The organism is Acinetobacter tandoii DSM 14970 = CIP 107469, assembly GCF_000400735.1.
In the GTDB taxonomy this organism is placed as follows: domain Bacteria; phylum Pseudomonadota; class Gammaproteobacteria; order Pseudomonadales; family Moraxellaceae; genus Acinetobacter; species Acinetobacter tandoii.
Map to the genome: position 1 here is coordinate 1 of NZ_KE007368.1, position 18,244 is coordinate 18,244.

30 protein-coding genes and 1 tRNA gene are annotated in these 18,244 nt (G+C 37.5%); 8 read left to right on the top strand and 23 right to left on the bottom strand.

Annotated features, from left to right (window positions below; genetic code table 11):
- Positions 1-587 precede the first annotated feature (587 nt).
- The 3 genes from I593_RS13285 to I593_RS13295 are packed head-to-tail and all read left to right on the top strand — an operon-like array spanning position 588 to position 2,750.
- Positions 588-1,040, top strand: a complete 453-nt coding sequence (locus I593_RS13285; protein WP_052662019.1) for a regulatory sequestration protein YfiR — start codon at positions 588-590, stop codon at positions 1,038-1,040.
- Positions 1,041-1,042: 2 nt separating this feature from the next.
- On the top strand, positions 1,043-2,254 hold the full coding sequence (locus I593_RS13290; RefSeq protein WP_016168101.1) for a diguanylate cyclase DgcN/YfiN: 1,212 nt from the start codon (positions 1,043-1,045) through the stop codon (positions 2,252-2,254).
- 10 nt (positions 2,255-2,264) lie between these two features.
- Positions 2,265-2,750 carry an outer membrane lipoprotein YfiB gene (locus I593_RS13295; protein ID WP_016168102.1) on the top strand — a complete coding sequence of 162 codons (486 nt, stop codon included), beginning with the start codon at positions 2,265-2,267 and terminating at the stop codon, positions 2,748-2,750.
- Positions 2,751-3,001: 251 nt separating this feature from the next.
- Here the strand turns inward: I593_RS13295 and I593_RS13300 are convergent.
- From I593_RS13300 to I593_RS13355, 13 genes are all read right to left on the bottom strand, one after another.
- A tRNA-Pro gene (locus I593_RS13300) sits at positions 3,002-3,078 on the bottom strand.
- 315 nt (positions 3,079-3,393) lie between these two features.
- Entirely contained in the window at positions 3,394-4,554 is a 1,161-nt protein-coding gene (locus I593_RS13305; RefSeq protein WP_016168103.1) for a tyrosine-type recombinase/integrase, read from the bottom strand.
- A gap of 87 nt (positions 4,555-4,641) precedes the next feature.
- Positions 4,642-5,415 (bottom strand): 3'-5' exonuclease, encoded by a 774-nt coding sequence (locus I593_RS13310; RefSeq protein WP_016168104.1) that lies wholly within the window; start codon positions 5,413-5,415, stop codon positions 4,642-4,644.
- A 2-nt stretch (positions 5,416-5,417) separates the two neighbouring features.
- Positions 5,418-5,615, bottom strand: a complete 198-nt coding sequence (locus tag I593_RS13315) for a hypothetical protein (RefSeq protein ID WP_016168105.1) — start codon at positions 5,613-5,615, stop codon at positions 5,418-5,420.
- A complete protein-coding gene (locus tag I593_RS13320; RefSeq protein ID WP_016168106.1) occupies positions 5,615-5,881 on the bottom strand; it encodes a hypothetical protein in 267 nt (88 codons plus the stop codon). The genes I593_RS13315 and I593_RS13320 overlap by 1 nt, the downstream gene beginning before the upstream one ends.
- A 2-nt stretch (positions 5,882-5,883) precedes the next feature.
- Complete coding sequence (locus tag I593_RS13325) at positions 5,884-6,198, bottom strand: hypothetical protein (RefSeq protein ID WP_016168107.1); 315 nt, start codon at positions 6,196-6,198, stop codon at positions 5,884-5,886.
- Between the two features lie 3 nt (positions 6,199-6,201).
- Positions 6,202-6,690 (bottom strand): hypothetical protein, encoded by a 489-nt coding sequence (locus I593_RS13330; RefSeq protein ID WP_016168108.1) that lies wholly within the window; start codon positions 6,688-6,690, stop codon positions 6,202-6,204.
- 3 nt (positions 6,691-6,693) lie between these two features.
- Positions 6,694-6,909 carry a hypothetical protein gene (locus I593_RS13335; RefSeq protein ID WP_016168109.1) on the bottom strand — a complete coding sequence of 72 codons (216 nt, stop codon included), beginning with the start codon at positions 6,907-6,909 and terminating at the stop codon, positions 6,694-6,696.
- A 68-nt stretch (positions 6,910-6,977) separates the two neighbouring features.
- A complete protein-coding gene (locus tag I593_RS13340; protein ID WP_016168110.1) occupies positions 6,978-7,577 on the bottom strand; it encodes a hypothetical protein in 600 nt (199 codons plus the stop codon).
- A 23-nt stretch (positions 7,578-7,600) separates the two neighbouring features.
- Positions 7,601-10,315 carry a toprim domain-containing protein gene (locus I593_RS13345; RefSeq protein WP_016168111.1) on the bottom strand — a complete coding sequence of 905 codons (2,715 nt, stop codon included), beginning with the start codon at positions 10,313-10,315 and terminating at the stop codon, positions 7,601-7,603.
- 17 nt (positions 10,316-10,332) lie between these two features.
- On the bottom strand, positions 10,333-10,509 hold the full coding sequence (locus I593_RS20665) for a hypothetical protein (RefSeq protein WP_016168112.1): 177 nt from the start codon (positions 10,507-10,509) through the stop codon (positions 10,333-10,335).
- A gap of 4 nt (positions 10,510-10,513) precedes the next feature.
- The gene (locus tag I593_RS13350) at positions 10,514-10,759 is read right to left on the bottom strand and encodes a hypothetical protein (protein ID WP_016168113.1); all 246 of its coding nucleotides are present in this window, start codon (positions 10,757-10,759) and stop codon (positions 10,514-10,516) included.
- Positions 10,760-10,763: 4 nt separating this feature from the next.
- Complete coding sequence (locus tag I593_RS13355) at positions 10,764-10,958, bottom strand: ribbon-helix-helix domain-containing protein (protein ID WP_016168114.1); 195 nt, start codon at positions 10,956-10,958, stop codon at positions 10,764-10,766.
- Between the two features lie 82 nt (positions 10,959-11,040).
- Between I593_RS13355 and I593_RS13360 the strand changes: the two genes are divergently transcribed.
- Complete coding sequence (locus I593_RS13360; RefSeq protein ID WP_016168115.1) at positions 11,041-11,379, top strand: hypothetical protein; 339 nt, start codon at positions 11,041-11,043, stop codon at positions 11,377-11,379.
- 45 nt (positions 11,380-11,424) lie between these two features.
- Here I593_RS13360 and I593_RS13365 read toward each other — a convergent pair whose 3' ends face one another.
- Entirely contained in the window at positions 11,425-11,985 is a 561-nt protein-coding gene (locus tag I593_RS13365) for a hypothetical protein (protein WP_016168116.1), read from the bottom strand.
- A 4-nt stretch (positions 11,986-11,989) separates the two neighbouring features.
- Positions 11,990-12,193 carry a hypothetical protein gene (locus I593_RS13370; RefSeq protein ID WP_016168117.1) on the bottom strand — a complete coding sequence of 68 codons (204 nt, stop codon included), beginning with the start codon at positions 12,191-12,193 and terminating at the stop codon, positions 11,990-11,992.
- Between the two features lie 320 nt (positions 12,194-12,513).
- On the opposite strand from I593_RS13370, the gene I593_RS19805 reads away from it, so the two are divergent.
- Together I593_RS19805 and I593_RS13380 are read left to right on the top strand one after the other, a co-directional pair.
- Positions 12,514-12,990, top strand: coding sequence for a hypothetical protein (locus I593_RS19805; RefSeq protein WP_016168118.1), 477 nt, complete (start codon positions 12,514-12,516; stop codon positions 12,988-12,990).
- A gap of 3 nt (positions 12,991-12,993) precedes the next feature.
- A complete protein-coding gene (locus tag I593_RS13380; RefSeq protein WP_035301908.1) occupies positions 12,994-13,206 on the top strand; it encodes an excalibur calcium-binding domain-containing protein in 213 nt (70 codons plus the stop codon).
- Positions 13,207-13,390: 184 nt separating this feature from the next.
- Here I593_RS13380 and I593_RS13385 read toward each other — a convergent pair whose 3' ends face one another.
- The 6 genes from I593_RS13385 to I593_RS13415 form a co-directional block, all read right to left on the bottom strand.
- On the bottom strand, positions 13,391-13,618 hold the full coding sequence (locus tag I593_RS13385; protein WP_016168120.1) for a hypothetical protein: 228 nt from the start codon (positions 13,616-13,618) through the stop codon (positions 13,391-13,393).
- 268 nt (positions 13,619-13,886) lie between these two features.
- A complete protein-coding gene (locus I593_RS19810) occupies positions 13,887-14,357 on the bottom strand; it encodes a hypothetical protein (protein WP_016168122.1) in 471 nt (156 codons plus the stop codon).
- Positions 14,350-14,580: a hypothetical protein gene (locus I593_RS13400; RefSeq protein ID WP_016168123.1), complete on the bottom strand. Its 231-nt coding sequence runs from the start codon at positions 14,578-14,580 to the stop codon at positions 14,350-14,352. Before I593_RS13400 ends, I593_RS19810 begins: the two co-directional genes overlap by 8 nt.
- 1 nt (position 14,581) lies before the next feature.
- Positions 14,582-14,995, bottom strand: coding sequence for a hypothetical protein (locus tag I593_RS13405; protein ID WP_016168124.1), 414 nt, complete (start codon positions 14,993-14,995; stop codon positions 14,582-14,584).
- On the bottom strand, positions 14,988-15,179 hold the full coding sequence (locus I593_RS13410; protein ID WP_016168125.1) for a hypothetical protein: 192 nt from the start codon (positions 15,177-15,179) through the stop codon (positions 14,988-14,990). Before I593_RS13410 ends, I593_RS13405 begins: the two co-directional genes overlap by 8 nt.
- Positions 15,172-15,477 carry an ogr/Delta-like zinc finger family protein gene (locus I593_RS13415; RefSeq protein WP_081401318.1) on the bottom strand — a complete coding sequence of 102 codons (306 nt, stop codon included), beginning with the start codon at positions 15,475-15,477 and terminating at the stop codon, positions 15,172-15,174. Before I593_RS13415 ends, I593_RS13410 begins: the two co-directional genes overlap by 8 nt.
- Positions 15,478-15,594: 117 nt before the next feature.
- On the opposite strand from I593_RS13415, the gene I593_RS20145 reads away from it, so the two are divergent.
- Together I593_RS20145 and I593_RS13420 are read left to right on the top strand one after the other, a co-directional pair.
- Complete coding sequence (locus I593_RS20145) at positions 15,595-15,798, top strand: Com family DNA-binding transcriptional regulator (RefSeq protein ID WP_081401285.1); 204 nt, start codon at positions 15,595-15,597, stop codon at positions 15,796-15,798.
- Positions 15,761-16,567, top strand: a complete 807-nt coding sequence (locus tag I593_RS13420; RefSeq protein WP_016168127.1) for a DNA adenine methylase — start codon at positions 15,761-15,763, stop codon at positions 16,565-16,567. The genes I593_RS20145 and I593_RS13420 overlap by 38 nt, the downstream gene beginning before the upstream one ends.
- Before the next feature lie 33 nt (positions 16,568-16,600).
- On the opposite strand, the gene I593_RS13425 is transcribed toward I593_RS13420, so the two are convergent.
- On the bottom strand, positions 16,601-17,812 hold the full coding sequence (locus I593_RS13425; protein WP_016168128.1) for a contractile injection system protein, VgrG/Pvc8 family: 1,212 nt from the start codon (positions 17,810-17,812) through the stop codon (positions 16,601-16,603).
- A complete protein-coding gene (locus I593_RS13430) occupies positions 17,809-18,234 on the bottom strand; it encodes a phage tail protein (RefSeq protein ID WP_016168129.1) in 426 nt (141 codons plus the stop codon). The genes I593_RS13425 and I593_RS13430 overlap by 4 nt, the downstream gene beginning before the upstream one ends.
- Positions 18,235-18,244: the final 10 nt, after the last annotated feature.

Below are 18,244 nucleotides of genomic sequence, written 5' to 3' on the forward strand. Positions count from 1 at the left end.
ACTCTTCAGTTTAAAATCAATAGTGCTTTATTCTAAACACCAAATCTGGCTCATCAATTTTCTGACATTAATTTCTCAAATAAACTTCGAGTAATTTCTACCATCAATCAATGAAAATAATTTCGATCAATCAATCAGTAAAAATCCACACAAGTTGTTCTTCATAATCTCTTAATGATCTTCTCGATGATTCGTCATCATCAAGCTAGGTCGGCTATGTTACTCTAATCTAAATCAAAGTCAACAGGTAATTTCGATATTTTTAAAACTCATTAAATCAATCTAAAAATTTAACTACTAAGCTAAATCCTTGTTAATCAACAAGTTTTTATCAACACCACCGCCGATGGATGTGCATTCTACAGCATTTCTGATCGCTTGCAATACCCTTTTGAAAATTAAATTATCAAGCGTTCTTTTTTTAACCATAAAATACTATTTCCAGCATTACCCTCTCTAAATATGAGAACTATTTTTATTGACTAGTTTTAGCTACAATCATCCAATTACTTCACTTATTAAATAAATTACTTGAAATGGTTAACACTAAAATAAAGGTTTATGTATTTATTTTCATCACTGTGTTGATGTCAAAGCCTGTGTATGCCGTTTCTACACACAATATGTTTATTATCACATTATCTATCTTAAGTTATGCGAAATGGAATACTCCCACTCCAGCTTTATGTGTGATTGATAATCCAAACTATGCCGTGCAATTTAATCAAGCCTTACGCTTGCAAGGCTATCATTACAAAATTTCATCGATTCGTTTAAATGAATTAGATAAATCTTCATGTAATGCCATTTTTTTATCGACCTTTTCTCCTCAAGAAGAACAAAAAATTATTCACAGTCAAAGACAGGATCCTCCCCTCTCTTTTAGTTCAACCAACCAAGCCTGTGAAATTGGAAGTGCTTTCTGTCTTTATACACGTAATAACAGCACCTCATTTAAAGTGAATTTAGATAGTTTGAGTCAATCCAAAGTACGAGTTGATCCACGCGTGTTATTGCTTGCGAAAGCGACGGAGCAATAAAAATGGCTAAATATTCTCATATGACATCACTACAATCCTTATTTAAACGTTCGCAGCTCGCAATCTTTGCTTTAACTTTTTCAATTTGTACGATTATTTTTATTGTGGTTTCCACCTACACCATGAATACTTACGCAAAACAAAGCTTAAATATTCTTGCGGAGGCGTTGAGTGAGCGTATACAGCCTGCTATGGTATTTAATGACCGCATAACGATTCAACAAATCTTAAATAACTACACCACGCAATATTCTATTCGCTCCATTCAAGTCCTTGATCCTTCAAAACATGAGATTGCAAATAGCCGACAAGTTGTTCAATCCTTCCAGAACACTCAAAGTCTTTTAGATCATTTATTTTTTCAGCAACCCATTCAAATCGCTATTCGACACAATCAGCAATATTACGGCTCGATTGTGGTCTATGGTAGTTCGCAGAGCCTGTTAGATTTTTTCTTTAAAATCTTAATTGGTCTGTGTCTAGCTATTATTTTAATTTTATTCGCACTTCTTTGGTCTGTCCGTTCTACATACCAATATTTAATGCATTCTATTCACCCGCTGGTTTCTACTGCACGCGAAATTAGTGAATTTAAAGCCTATCAACTACGCTTGCCACATTCAAATATCAAAGAACTACAACAACTGAATGAGGTATTTAATGAATTGTTAGATAAGATTCAAGTATCAACCCAAAAACTACGTGCGGAAAATGATGTATTGGCTCATCAAGCATTACATGATCAGCTTACACAACTACCTAACCGTCACTATTTTTATCAAACACTCCTGGCTAGCTTTGACCAATCTCCAAAGACCACCTCTGCATTATTTTTTATTGATAATAACAACTTTAAAGAAATCAACGACCAATATGGTCATTTAGCGGGTGATGCAGTATTACAGGAAATGGCTAAAAGATTGCAAAACAGTTTAAGACAAGATGATTTTATTGCACGCCTGGGTGGAGATGAGTTTGCCATCCTCATTCGCAACATCACCAAGACCGAACACCTCACTAAAATTAGTGAAAATTTATTGAAATGCTGCGAACAACCGCTTCATTTTGATCAACACCAGATTTATTTCAGCTTCTCTATCGGGATTGCTTCAACCGAGCAAGCACATAGCCCCGAGGATCTCATCACGGCCGCCGATAGCGCAATGTATAAAGCAAAAACATTGCAACAAGGCTGGTACTTCTCTCTACGTTAGGAACTTTACAATGATAACCCTTTCCCGTCCTATTAAACTCGCACTCATTCTATTGCTCAGTAGCGTTTTGAGCGCGTGTGCCAGTTGGGGACATTTAAACTATAAACAAGCTCGCATGCTCAAAAAAGAGGGCTTCGTATTAACTGATGAAGGCTGGAGTTTACGCTTACCCGAGCGCTTATTATTTGGTTTTGACAGCTATGAAATTAAAGCTGAGCAAACTGATGAACTTATGCGCCTATCAACACAGTTGCAAAAATATAAGCTCAATAAAATTAAGATTGTTGGTCATACCGATGATATTGGTGACAGTACTTATAATCAAATTTTGTCAGAAAAGCGTGCGACCAGCGTATCTACAATTTTTCTTCAAACAGGCTTTCAACCTAATAATCTTCACACCATTGGACGAGGTTCTTCACACCCCCTTGTAGAAAATAGCTCTGATGAAAATCGTGCGACCAACCGTCGCGTGAATATTATTATTATTCCTTAAGGCTTAAACGACCAAGCTACATTCAAGCTATAAAACAACCGAAGCATCCATCAACATATTTCAGGTTGTCTAGCAATTTGCCTAGACAACTTTTTTTGATTTAAGCAATTAAAGATAAAACAAGAGGAGTTCGATTACTAATCTACTAATCGTGATTATGAAAATTTAGCAAGATATAATAGGGTTTTATTAAATTTTAGACATAAAAAAACCGCTTAACGCGGTATCTTTATCTCGACCATTTTTATAAATGGTCGGAGCAGTAGGATTCGAACCTACGACCCCCTGGTCCCAAACCAGGTGCACTACCAGGCTGTGCTATGCTCCGAAATTGGGGTGAATGACGGGATTCGAACCCATCACAATTTGGATACTTGATCTATAAAAATCATATATTTAGGTAATTGTCGTATTGATAAAGGTGCAAATATGGGAATTATTTGACTCTAGGTCTGAGAAACAATGGGTTTAGACACTCGTTTTTGTGCTTGTTTGAGAATTGAGATTTTGTGACTTAAATTGACCAAACTGACGGTTATTCATATTTAGAGTAATGGAGTAATAAATAAAAAAGTGCCCAATTAATTAGGCACTTATAAAATCTTTCGATTACATTCGTAGAGTAAGTTTCAAGTAACTTTCATTACATACTTATATAGTTATTTAACTTGGTAATGTAATCAGGCAAATCTTCTGCAATTAACTTCCCATAGTGTTTGTAAATCATTGATGTATCACTATGGCCAAGCTGCTCTGCGATCCATTCAGGTGGAACTTGTCCTGAAGTTAAAAGCTGACTGGCAAAGGTGTGTCTGCCTTGGTTAATTCCTCTTTTACGAACTTTGGCTTTCTTAAGGTGTTTATTCCACCGATAGCGTAATTCATGATATTCAAAATGATTCGATCTCTCATGATTGATCCAGACAAAACGGACTCTTTCAGATTTCTTGGTCTTATTGTCACGTTGCAGAATATCAATCGTTTTACCACGCATGTTTCCAGTGATCACATATTGTTTTTTTAATGCTGTGATTGCTGGTTCAAGCAGCTTTATTTTCCGCTTACGTCTGCGGTTTTTGGTTACCCGGTAAATTCCCCGGACATATGATCGTGAAATTTGAATTGTCCCTTTTTCCAAGTCGATATCTTCCCATGCAATTGGGATCTGTTCTGACATTGATAGCCCAGTCCAAAATAAGCATGGCAGAAGGTTCTGAATATCGAGATCTGTTTCAGTATTCAGGATCATTGCGATTTCGGTTTTGGTAAACGGATCTGGCTCTGGAGTATCGGTCTGATGAATGACGATATTTTGAAAAGGATTATATTGAATTTGGAATTCATCTCTCCAAATGGCATGAACTTGAGATAATCGGGTGAGGATCTCTCGAACTGTTTTGTTGTTCAATGTGTCTTTGAGTTGCTCGATCCACTTTTTCAACATATTGGTATTAATGTCTTTGGGGTGCAGTTTGCCCCACTTTGGCAAAATATGATTGTTTACATGACCTTTATATGAATCGAAAGTACTTGGGGCTACTTCCTTTATTGTGATGGTTAGATACAAATTGGCGTAGTAGCTAATTTGGTTCTTCTTTAGATTTTTGGAATTTGGAAAATGCTTGGCCAAACTAAATTTATTAAGTTGGATCTCCAATTTAATGAGCTCTGCAAGTTGCTTTGCTCGCTTTTCATTTTCTGGTGTGAATGGCCAATCTAAAGTTTCACTAATTTTTGGCTCGGATGGATGTGGTTTCATCCAGATACGCATGCTTTTGCCACGTACTTCTAAACCTGCAGACATGTTTAAACCTACATTTAAGTATTTATAAATTTAAGAGATATTTTAGAGGAATGCACCTCCATTCGGAGGTGCTTGAGAGGTGCGCTGTTAGTCGAAAGGTAGTTGGTTTTGTTCGTCTAAATTACTTCTAGCAAGAAGTTCATTTTCAAGTGATATACGAAGATATTGATCATCGGTTTTGTTCAATACTTCATGAAGCTCCTTATCTTCCATATCCTTGATAGCCCAACCTCGATATTTGCCATAGAAAATATGAGTTGGGTACCTTGATTGCTCTGAAAATTCATACAACTCTTCAAAAGAGGAAATTCCAGTTTCTTCAACAATTGCAGTTAAAACTGAAAATGTCGTTTTACAATCACTTAATGCTGAATGTGCAAATCTCAACTCGTGTGCGGTCATTCCTCGATTTGGACTGATATGAAGAGCCATAGCAGAAAGATTATGCGCATCCAATGTTGGCCATAAATATCGAGACATTGCCAAAGTACAAATTGTTTTGATTCCTTTGGTTACGGTGCCTGCTCTATTTACTGCTGCAATGTCGTAATCAATATTATGGCCAATCAAATATTCCGTATTAATTTGCACAGGAAATTTAAACTCATTAAATGATGGGCAATTCTCTAAATCTTCATCTACGATATGGTGCACCGCCATAGCACCTAGACTTATTGGTTCACTTGGTTTATAGCGCTCTGAAAATGTAACTGATTTATGTAATAGAAGTTCCGGGCTTATGCGGTAATCATCCGAAAGTTTGGCGTTTTCCATTATTGAAAAATCAATAGCAATCCCTGCAGCTTCAATGATATCGCCATGTAACTTATGAGTTTCAGTATCAAAAATTAATGCTGTCATGATTATTCCATCCATTGAACACAATTATCAGTCTCGCACTTTGCTGCGATGTGCCCATTTACAGCACTAATTTGATAGCTCAAAGTCCCTGCATTACAAATGGGACAAGACATTTCTGCACCAAAGGTGAGTTGTGGTTTTTGGGTACCATGTTTGTCAGTGATTGCTTGACGGGCTAAAGCGATATTTTGAAAGTTCATTACGCATGTTCCTCCCAGTCGAACTCTTCGCCTAACTGCTCGCGATTATCTTCATCAATTAAAATAACTGAGATAATTTCATAATCATTAAGCTTCTTAACAGTAGCCATTTTCTCAAAGGCATCCTTCATATTTAAAAATGTACCTTCAAGCGTACGAATTTCAGCAACAATACATGCCCCAAAACAAGTCTCCGCTATATGATGGATTTCAGAGTTCTCTAAAATTTTTCGGATACGTACTTGATACTTTTTTGATTGCTTCATGATCAAGCTGCTCCCTGATGATTGTCATCTAATTCACAACGGCATCGACCTATCCGAAAATATTCAATTGGTCCTGGTGCATCCTTTGGCGTAATTTCATAACGTGAAAGCTCATAGGTACGGACTTGGGCTTTTACAGTGATGTCATCACCATCAATTTTAGTAATTTTTCCAGAATGGGCAGTTTGGCTGACGGAAATATTTCCATTGCCTATACTTTTGCGTTTCTGGATCATAAAGTTGACTTCATCACCCACTTGGTATGCTTCAAAATTTGGCAGGATTAAACCACCACAATTACAATGATATTTAGACATGGCTTAACCCTCCAAACCTTCTTCACATTTTTCTTTAATGCAGTCTTCAAGATGTTGAATACATCTTGCCTTTGATTCAAATGGACCTTGCCAACAACCATCTAAAACAATATCCCACTCAACTAAACCATGTTCTTCAATTCGATCTATTTGAACTCTGCCAAAAAATGGAACATCATGCGCAAACCAATGTTCATTATCATCAGTGCCAAATTCTATTTTTGAGTTTTGTGTGACAGCTTCAGCTTGATAGACTTTTTCTGCATGCTTAATTAATGCAGCAACTAATGATCCTTTCATAAACCAGGTTTGATTAATCATGCAGTCATTCTTTAAAGTCTGTGGCTGTGATTCACAAGTTACCCAAGTCAACCAACAAAGTTGTGTTTTCTCATCTTCATAAAGTTCCAGTTCATCATTCCAAGTAAAATCTTTCAGATCGCAAACCATTGCTTCTTCAAATTTTAAATGTGTATCTGTCTTAGTGTTCATAGACTAAGCTCCTAATACTGCGGTACTTGGTATTTGCGCCATTACGGCTGACTGGTTTAATACCCAGCGTTGACGCAAATCAGTTTCAAAACTAGATAAAGGCTTTGGCTGTTTTGGATTACGCTTACTGTGCGTTGTATGTGGATGCTTTTTTGTCATTCGAAAAAAATTCGGATGAATAAGTTCTGGTGTTAATACTGCGTTAGAATTGCTGTGCATTATTGGTTCTCCAACTGATTGATGTGACACATACAGGAGTGGCCGCTTCTGTATGTGTGCTTTTTAAATTAATGAATTGGATGCTGAGTTTTTTTAGATCGCTCTGTTTCAGACTTATCTGACATCACTGCAGCTAAAATAAGGAGTTTCAATAATTCTGGAACTTCTGATTTAACTTCTTTTCGCTTTGGGAATTGTGGAAGTTGTAGCTGCTCATAAAATTCATTCGCATATGCCCATTGATGGATACGTTCTTCTTTCAGACTTCCTCTTCTTGAATGAAATTTCTCATGTTTTTTACAGTATTCGACGCCAGACATAATTTCTTTATCATCAAATACAACGATAATTTCTCGGCCATGCTCAGGCAGTGTTTTAATGCTGTGAAAAATAGGATTCAATTTCGAGTGTGCGGGAATTGCTTCAATTTGCACATGAAATGTTGCGGAATTTGATTCTTTTAAAATGGCATTTGCAAAGTTATAAACGCTATTTAAGAATGAACCTCCTTGCCCACCAATACCCACTGGATAGCCAATTATTTGCATTAGTTCATCTCTTTTGATTTCTTGCTCAATAAGACGATTTTCTAAGTAATGAGCAACGTCTGCAGAAACTGGCAAAGATGCCTTCATGCATGATGGTGTCCAAATATTAAGTTGATACATAGTATTTTCCTTTTAAGTTGGGATTAATCCCGTTGTGAAGTTGGTTTTTCAAAAATCCAACAGCGCTTGGTTGTCCCTGCAATTTTGCTTTGCACGGGTTTATTTGCTTCAATAAATCGATAATGCATGCTGTGGCGTAGTGCATTTTGTAATTCAGTTTGGTCTGGTAAGGCGTAACGATAATCGGCAGCTAGTTTGTACAAGCTTGCGAAATGAATGGCGATTTGATCAGATTTCGCTGAATGATTGATATTACTTAAAACATGCTCTGGTCTTTTAATAGAGTCTTCCATTTCCTCGACTGTGTTCCAGAAGTTTTGCACCAGGACTGAATCAGACTTAAGAACTTTGTCTCGGTTCTGAGCCATTGTTAAAAGTTCGGCGTGGACTTGCTTCTGGATTTGTACTGGTACATCAACAATGTGTTGACACATCGAATCAAATAGAGCCATGAGTTGGGCATGGTTATGTACTATTCGGGAACTTTGTATGTTGTGATGATCTTGATGCAAAAAATCATCATGCTTTTGCAAATTTAGGCTATATGACTCCAGTATTACTTTTTCTTTATTCAGACATTTCAAAATAAACTGACTAACATTCTGATGTTCATACTTGGACAGTCGACGGGATGCGAACAGACTTGCTTTAGTCAATTGATCCTTAAAAAACTTGGTTTGAACAATACGTCCCATCACGGCTTCAGTCGAAATAATTTCGGCATTTTGGCTCATGATTAATGTACCCATAAATGGTGGTTCATAAGTTTCGTTCCCACCATTTTTAACACCTTGTGCACCTAATGATCCCCCGTCATAAAGCGTTTTAAGCGAGTCCCAATCGAATTGCTTTACCCCTTTGTCTCCTTCACGATCTGACTCGATAAGTACAATTGGTAAATTAGAAACTTGTCTGAATGTACGCAATAAACCTGATTTAGAAGATTTGGCTGGATCTAAACCTTCATAATTGATACGACCAAAAAGCTTCCATAAAAATTGTAATAAAGTTGACTTACCTGTTCCTGGTTCACCGACAATTTCCACAAAAGGGAAAGATTTATGCATTTTTCGAATTTGCTGAGCATAAAGGCTGCCAAAAAATGTGGTTAAAGCGATAAGCCCCTTTACCCCATAAGCATCAATTAAGTCTGTGATCCATTGCTTTTGGTAATCTCCTTGATTTGAATTGATATCCAAACTAAATGGTGCACGGCTTTTTAAATTGATATTCTTTGGTAGTTCAAAATAGTCTTCATTGTTAATTTGAAATTGTTTACCTGATTGATAGGCTAGGTCACCTAGGACATAAGTTTTTAATTCAGCTTGATAACCAACATAGTTAATTAATTGCACACGTTTGATGTCTTCAATCCATTTTTCTAAGAGTCGATCAAGTTGGGTACCATTTCCCGTATAAACTACACCAGGTGCAACAGCGAGCAATCTCTTCTTAAATTCTGAGGCTGCTGCTAACTGCGAACCTGTGAATGTATTTTTTACAGCTTTGTTATTTCTAGGAAAATCAATATTAAAGTAATACCAAGCCTCGTCAGTTTCTTCACTGTACTGGTAATACAAAGCTGTTGGTTTACAACTCATAATTTTGGTGACATTTGCTGCAGCATGTAAGGCTTTATCACGACGGTCAGCTAAAGCTTTCTCCTTTTCTTCTTCTAACCAGTCTGAGTTTTCTTTATCTTCGAAGTTAATATCCTTTAGATATTCATCGTATTTATCATTATCTAACTTGAACCAATAAACCTGATTGTGAAAATCAAAAGGGAAAGTTTTTGTACCATTACGCTTGTAGATAAGTAACGCTTTATCCACAGGTTTTGGTGCAACCAGTAATGCACCATAGTATTTATAATTTTCTAAATCGGTAAATTTGAGACGATCCTGTTTATAAAGATCATTCCAATCTACTTTTTTACGTCCACTAGGAGGAAGAGCTGCTTCACATTCAAATCCGTCTGTTAAGCCTCTTTCCATATTATGGAAAATACCATCATGCCCTGCTTTGTCATTATCAAAAGCCCACACCAATTTCGGTAATGGCTTCCCTGCAGAGATACACTCTTGTTTAAGTTCATTCAAAAAGATAGACGGATAGTAACCTGATCCAGCAGATAAACAGCTAAAACTCGTTATGTCGGATAACCACAAAGCAATGGTGTCGAAAATACCCTCTGTAATCCAAATTTCTTTTGAATCTATGTAATTAGTATTGGGTGTTAACCATGAATGCCCTTTCGAATTCCATCCTTTCTTATAAGTGGTTTTAGGTAAAACACCTTGATCATCTAAAATTCGTTGCCACCAACCTTCATTTCCTTTTTCATCTTTAATAGGAAAACGTAAAGTCGTTGAACCAACACCTAAATCGTAATCTTTGAAATATTCTTGTGAATAAAGGCCTTTCAACCGATCAATAGGCAACCCACGACCTTCGACCAAATAAGCATCCACTGTTTTGTTAGGATTTTCAGCCGTTGGTTTAAAACGTTTTTCCCATTTTTCAAAAAGGTCTGGATAAAGATCACGAATATAGGTCGGAATACCACATTTATTGTTACGTGGACAGTGGACAACCCAAGGGCTCTCCAAACTGGTCCACGCTTCCTTATGCGAACAATTGGGGCATTTGCCAAGGCGAAGTTTGTCACCGCGCTCTTTAAACTCATATTCAGCTTTTAAACGATCAACTACTAAAGTTTGAGTTTCTGGAAACATCATTTAATTTGACTGCCTTATTACAAATGCCGTTTACGTTTAACTTCATCTCCTGCCAAGTTGAGCAATTTTTCTTGGATGCGCTCTCTGGCCAGAAATTCTATTGTTTCTTCAACTGAAGCAAGCCCCAGTTGCTTTTGCACTTCTTGCACGATTTTTAGTTCTTGCTCTGAAAGTGCTATTTCCTGTTTGAGCATTCTTTCAGCTCCTAGAAAGCTGCTTGTTTGCACCTTCACTTAAAAATTCGTACAAATTAAAATCATCTTCAGAATCGTCTACTAAGGTATGAATGGCTTGCTTCATTGCCATTTGGCGAATGAGCACACTAATTTCGATGCCCAACATATTTGAAGCTGCTGTGAGTAAGTCGGTTTCATCATTCGTTAAGTTGATGCTGAAGCGGTTATCACGAAGTTGTTTTTTAATACGACGATGTTTTAAGGACATAGTTTTAACCCTCTTGATTGATGTTTTTACCTAATAAATAGAACTTGGTAATAATGCTCGACTGGCTTTGCTGTGTTTGATTTGCCAATTCATTAATAGCGTCTGCTTCTTCTTTGGGGAGATAGACATTGAACCGAACACGCCCACCAGTGATCTTTTTTGATCTGGGGCGATTTTGAGGTGAAGTTTCTGTACCCATACAGTATCCTACGGTTATAGTGATGTGCTACGGGTCACTATAGCATAAATATTTAGTCTATCAATACATATCGGTGAAATATATGTCCGAAAATTTAACTATGGAAATTACGCAAAGATTCTCGGAAGAGTTGGAGCGTAAGAATTTGAAAGCCAAACCCCTTTCTAGGAGCATTGATGCACATGAAAATACGTTAGGTAATTATGTGCGCAACAAAGTGCCAGATCAGTGGGTATATTTGGCTAAACTGCAGCAACAAGGTATTGATATTCGTTATGTGTTGCTTGGAATTGATCCTGATTACTCAGGACTAACCAGTGAAGAAAGCGTGTTATTAAAAGCCTATAGACAATTAAGCCCTGAAGCACAAGAAGCATTATTGGGTCTTGGTAAAGTGATGGCGAAAGAATCGGAGAAATAAAAATGATAACCAAATAAAAAGCCCACTTTGCAGTGGGCTTTTTTTCTATTCCTCTATTTGGCTTTGGACCAATTCCAATTTATGTTCTAGCTCCATGAGCTTATAAATCAGATCATTATTACTATACGTTACGTCTTTATCGTTGCCTGCTGCTTCGAGAGATTGTCTCCAAATACGGAGATTGGACAATGTTTGGTCTAAAAGTAGTTCTTTATCAAGTGTTTGCATAGGATTAGCTCTATCAATTTGATTTAATTGAAATTGCCAAACACGTATCTCTTCTTGATTCCAAATGGGACTTATGACCGTAAGTTCGCCATTAAACTTAGGATATATCAAGTCATTCAAAGATTGCTTTAATACATCAATATCTAAGTCTTTGGTCTTACCATCATTTTTAGATACTTCTCGCAACAAATCATTTAACTGATCAGGGCTGACTGAAAGCAGTCCTTTTGCTGTGTCATGATTAAAAGTGATTTGTGCTTTGACACAACGATCAATCATTTCAAACAGCTTTTCACAAAGCAGTTGGCTTTTGGGATTACTCGCCTGAACACGTGGTGCAATGGGCACGTAAGGGATAATATTTTCATTAAAAAGCATGTGCTTATTCCCCCAAAAATAGAATGGAGAACGTTAGCACTGCCATACAAATGAATGCCATGCTTTCGAAGGTATTTTTAAGAATTTGCTGAAATTTGCGTTTCTTAAGACGTTGCTCATAGGCAACTTCGTCGATAATTGGGGTGTGTTCAATGATGTGGGAATTTTTGAGGTGTGCAGATGCACGGGCTTGAATCTGTCTGTTCATGACTAAATTCCTTCTGGTAAGTTTGAAACCTACCGCCATCCTTCTCACGGAATGGTGGCAGACCGAACAGGGGTGAGAATACCGTACCAGAAGAAACGGCCAGCCTGACGGCTGCCCTGCCCGATCTACCATAGCGAGTATAGCCGATTAGACATTTTAGGCAAAAAAAAGCCGCTACTGAGCGGATGATTTCTGCCCTTCTGGTTAAATTTTCAGGTTCTCACGCCTGCACACAGATTTTGCTGTGTTATTACATGTTGCCGATAGTGGGGTGTTATGTCAATATAGCGAGGTACTATTTTTTATAAACCACTGACTTTATGAATTATTTAAGAAAAAATAAAATTTATGGACTTGCTTTAAGTTGTTTATTAGTGAGTACCGCGAGCTTTGCTCAAAGTGTTGAAGATGTTGTATTTGGTATGAATATCAAAGGATTAGATTTTGTCTTTCCATTTGATGCCAGTAATGACCCAAATCAACAACTTGGACGCCCAAATCAATATATTGAAAAAGCTTCGTGGCCAGATCCAAAAATTGATCCTAAATTTGAAAAAGATGGATATTACGATCCTGATATTGACCCTACTGAGTTTAAGGGTGGAACAATTGAGAAATTCAGCAATCAAGCTGATCTTAATAGACGATATAACTACATCAAAAATATCACCTTAAATATGCCTACATACAATCAATATATGTATAAGAAAGGCCTTTTTTTATTGCGTTTAGATAAAGAATTTACACCTGCTCAGGCTAAAGAATATGAAAAAGAATTGAATCGATTGGTGAAGTAAGCAATGAGAAATTTTGTTATTTGTACGCTGCTTATGTTTAGCTTTCCAACTTTAACTTTTGCAGTCGCATGTAAAGACTTTAAAACACACCAAGAAGCACAGGCATATTTCAATGCAAAAAAGGCAGGATATAAGCGTTTAGACCGTGATAAAGATGGCAGTGCTTGTGACTGTTTACCTGGTGGAAGCGGGACTAAATGTCCGAATCGGAAATGATGATGATTTGCTTGATTAACTCAGAAGAAATCTTGCTTAGTTCGACATTGTCTTTGACATAAACTGAATGAATCAAAAAGTAAGATATTGAAATTAATTAATATTGTTTTGACATTCCCTTAGACATATTTGCTTGATCAAAAAGAAATAGCTTCTTGCTTAATAACGCATCTCACAGAAAAGGTCACTCATCGTGACCTTTTTCATTTTCCCTATACCCTGCCAGCCACATCTGCGGTGCTTCCGCCCAACTTCTTAGACCATATGGTTCTTCAATACCATAAAAAGCATTCCTAAACCGTTCATGCCAAAAATGATGTACGCCCTTAGAATCATGTTTGTAAATAAAAGGGGGATTCATATCTGGGCGAATGTTTTTATAAAAAAGTTCGAAGAGCTGTTCTGGATTCATTGGATCTCCTTGATTGGAGCCCATTCGCTTGATTCAAAAATAAGAAGGTAGCTGACAGCAAATATGAGCCAAATATCCCCCATATCTTCAAGTCCAGAACTCGTATTTTGAGAATAAAAATAAACAAGTTCCATAAACAAGTACCAAGTAACGCAACTGAAATATGCTGACTTTCTTATGACGTTTACCTTAATCAATACAAACACAAATATAAAAATTAGAAAAATATAAAAAAAGATAAATATTGATAATGTGAGGGTAGCTTCAGTCATTTTTGACATTCCCCTTTATCTATTTTCAATTTAATTCCTTTAAATTCAGCATAGTCAGGATTTACTTTTGGTCCACTAAAGTCCTTAAGGCTATCCCACGAAATATTTGAAACTGCATAAGCCACTGCATCAACAATGTCATCAAACCTATGTTTTACAGACTCCGCTATTTTCCCCCACTCATTCCAAATTACTTTTAATTTCGGTTTGGGCTTTGGCTTGAATGATTTTTTATAAAGTGAGTAAGACTGATATAAAGCCTTGCGATAACTCTTATTTTTTACCTTTGGAATGTCCTTCGGATTGATTGGAAAAGCTGCTTCATAATTGAATTGGATTTCTGGAAAAAATTGCTCGCAGAACTTTAACCAAAACCAGCGACGACCATTCGTTCGAGAAAATGAAAATGGCAATCTACCTGCGTAACATTTCTTAATGATTGGGTTTAAGTAACTGAGGTTATTCATGTGCGATATGCCCTACCTGAATTTCTTGTAAGCCAAACTCCTCCAGATCCTCTTTATTCAACACTTTTAATGATTTGTTTAAGCAATACAGAATTGGCTTATTAATTTTAGATTTCAATTCTTGCAGGATAGGCTTACAGCTTTCATATTCATTTTCGTCTGTAAAATAAATCACGACTGCAGCTGCATCTTGAGGAATGGTTTGTATAAGAATGTCTGTCATGTTAGTCCCAAGAAGAGCTGCTGCTTGAATCCGATCCGCTGTCCCAACCGCTCGAGGAGCTACATTCACTGGAAGAAGAATGACTATATGATGGTGTAGCATCATAAGACTGGATAGGATGATGAACGTGATGACCAACACTGCATGGCTCATTCTCAATAACAATTGAATTAATCATATTTTGCTGTTGCTGCAATAAATATAGATCGGACACATCGGTTGATTGTGTTGGGCGTTGTAGCCCTGTGGTTTTACCCATCGCACGTGGTAAATGGTTTGTTTGACATTGAACTGAATAAGGAAGTGTTACCTGACGCGTATCTATGGATTTTTCCTTTTTATGTTTAGCCCGGCATTCACACTGGTTCGATTGAAAAAACCACGTTTTACGACCGCAAATATTACATTTAGCCATTATTCTTCTCCTTTAACGCCTTAATATCCTGCTTTAGTTCAAAAATTCTTGTACTCAAAAAATGGTAACTAGCTCCTATTAGAAAAACAGCTTTTGAATAAGCCCAATCTTTCGTAATCATAAGAGTGATTAAAAAGTACATAAATGCTAAAAAAAGGGAGATTAATAGTTCTTTCTTAAACATTGTCGTTATCCTTGATGAACTCATCATTTGCAGCTTTACGCTCTTTCAACTGTTGAATGGTGGGTAATTGAATTGATGGATCTGGAGTTGCGCTTGGCGAAAGTGTGTAAATCAACTCGATGTTGCCTACACAAGAAAAGCTGCATGTTAGATTCGGACACTGCAGCCGAATTTCTTTAAGCAATGCATGCTTCTGTTCACTGGTTCTGATTTTTAGGATTGAAGTTTTGCAATGTGGACATACCATTTTGGGTCTTGAATTATTCTTATTGATTGTGTTGTAACTTATTGCCGACATGTTCACCCCAGTTATTAAGAATATATTTTTCACCATTCTAAAATAAAAGAATAAATATTTGTTCTTTTTGTTGAATTTTAATAAGATTTCGCCTGTTTTGCTCATGTAGAAAAACTTATGCAAAATTTAAAATGTCAGTGCTGCTTTAAGCTACTGGCCAAAGTTGGCGCATTTGACACCATAGAAGTGAAATGCCCACGTTGTAAAACTTTAAATACATACCAGAGCACCCTGAGTGCCTTACCTGAACGCCCAGAGCGTCAACTCGATACAGGTAAGATCGATGACAAACACTACTTCAACACCTCAATACAATCCTAAAGGTCACAGCTTTTCTGGATGGCTTGGCGGAAAATCTCAACTCGCACGCACCATTATTGAATTAATGCCTGAACATAAAACCTATGTTGAAGTGTTTGGTGGAGCTGGATGGGTACTGTTCAAAAAAGGGGAATCCCCTGTCGAAATCATTAACGACATTAATGACGATTTAATTAATTTGTACCGCATTATTAAATATCACTTTGAAGCGTTTTTAACTGAGTTTGAAAATACGCTGTTCTCACGCACCATGTTCAATGAAATGCGAAAAAATGACCGTGGCTTAACCGATATTCAACGTGCTGCCAAGTTCTATTATTTGCTCCGATCGGCTTTTGGTTGCCAACTGGATGGATCGTTCTCTTATAGTCGTGACCGAAAAAGCCGACTTAAATTGGGTGAGGATCTGCGGGCGCATTTAAGTTCGATTCACACCCGGTTGCAGAATGTGGTGGTTGAGAATGCCAGTTATGACTACATTATCAAACGTGCGGACGGTCCAGAAACACTATTTTATTTAGACCCACCGTATTGGGACTGCGAAAACGTATATGGCAAAGGGATTTGGTCTAAACAGGACTTCTATGATTTGAAGGATTACCTGGACAAAATTCAGGGAAAATTTATTCTCAGTCTGAACGATACACCTGAAGTACGAGAACTGTTTAAGGACTATAAAATTCAGCATAAAAAGATTCGATGGTCTGTAAATAACAAGGCAGCTCATGAAGAACACAATGGCAATGAATTGATTATTACCAATTTCTAAGCAAAAAAATGCCCCATCAGTTGGGGTATTTTTTTATGCACTTTTTTCTTCCTGAAGGACTTTATATTCTCTGGTAATAGCTGTGGTGGCCGTGGCTTTGTTCTTATACAAATAGGTCAAACGCTTAGGCGTAGTTTGATCACCTTTGGTGACTTTCGGTGTATTTTTTCCGTCTTTGTAATATGCCAAAACTCCAGTGAAATTGCCTATTTCATTATCGATGAGCTGTGACAAATCGTCGGCATCTGGAAGATAAATTTCAGCATTACACTCAGTGATAAAGCCTCCACTTGCATCTAAGGTATGAACGACTTTTGTGCCTAGCCAAACAATGTCATCAATCAGCGATTTAAAACCAATAAACTGCAGTGGTGCTTCAGGAATCAGCTCTGGGTTGCCGTAGGCCAGGCGAAAGCTAAAGGTAGCGGACTTAGATTTGATTTTATTGTATTCCGCTTGCGCCACGTGCTCTGCGGTTTGTTTGTCACGTTGAATATTACGCAGTTCACGGGTATTTTCATCGGATATACCCACTGTGACTTTTTGGCGTTTTGCATGGATCGTGTCATAGTAAAATACAGTCACTCCTGAGACTTCATCCGCACCATCAGTGTCACTAAATGTATGCGAGTCACCTTGAGCACGGGTAATAATAAGATCTGGGAGTGGATTACCACTTAGGGTTTTACCTTCCCCTTTGGGCATAAACAATAAAAAACCATTTTTGACGGTAGCGATCGCGTCATGCTCATCGGCAATACGCGTAATGAGATTGGCATCCGATTCGTTTTGATCCAGATGAGGCAGTAATATTGCACCAAGGCGACTATTAATTTTTGCTGTTAGCCCATGATCTGTAGCAACTGTCTGAATAATGTCAGCAATGGTTTTATTGTCAAAACTGCGTTCTTTTTTCTTTTTGAATTGGGCTTTTAAATCCGCAGATTCACCACGCAAGGACAATACATCTGGTGAACCTGAATGCCTGCGCTCCTTGATGACATATTTACCTTTGTAGACAAGCCCAGAATCACTCCATCCAATCCATGCTTCGATTTCTGCCCCTTTAGGTGGAATATCCAATAATCCGTCATGATCTGATAGTTCGATATCAATAGAGTCACATTCGATACCACGATTATCAGTGATAGTCATACTGATCAGGCGATCCTGAACTGTGGTACCGATGTCGGTACCATTCACCAGTAATTTATAAATGGCATGCGGATAGCTGTTTTCATTCATAGAACATTCCCTACCATATTGCCAAGCACGTTACCAACTAAAACGCCTGCCGTTTGGGTCTTGGTGAGTTTTAGCGAAAATTCAACTTTCTTAGGTAAGCCGTCCTCATAGAAATAAGTCTGGGTTTCTTTAACCTCATCGAGTTTCCACATACCATAAATTTTTCCATTGCCAGCAATAAGAGGAAAAGACTTACCTGTATCTCCCATGACTCGAAGTGCCGTAATAGAAAGCTGTTGGCCAAATTCAGGGACAATTGAGCCATCTAAGGTGATGGTATCTTCCCCCTTGCCCACGTATTGATACGCAGGCATGCTTCCGAAACGGTTATTACTGGCATGATTCCATGAGGTACTGCGCTGCAAGCTTTGATAGGTGGCCGTCGGAATTGAAAATACGAACATGCCGAAAATCATCATCATTTTCTATATT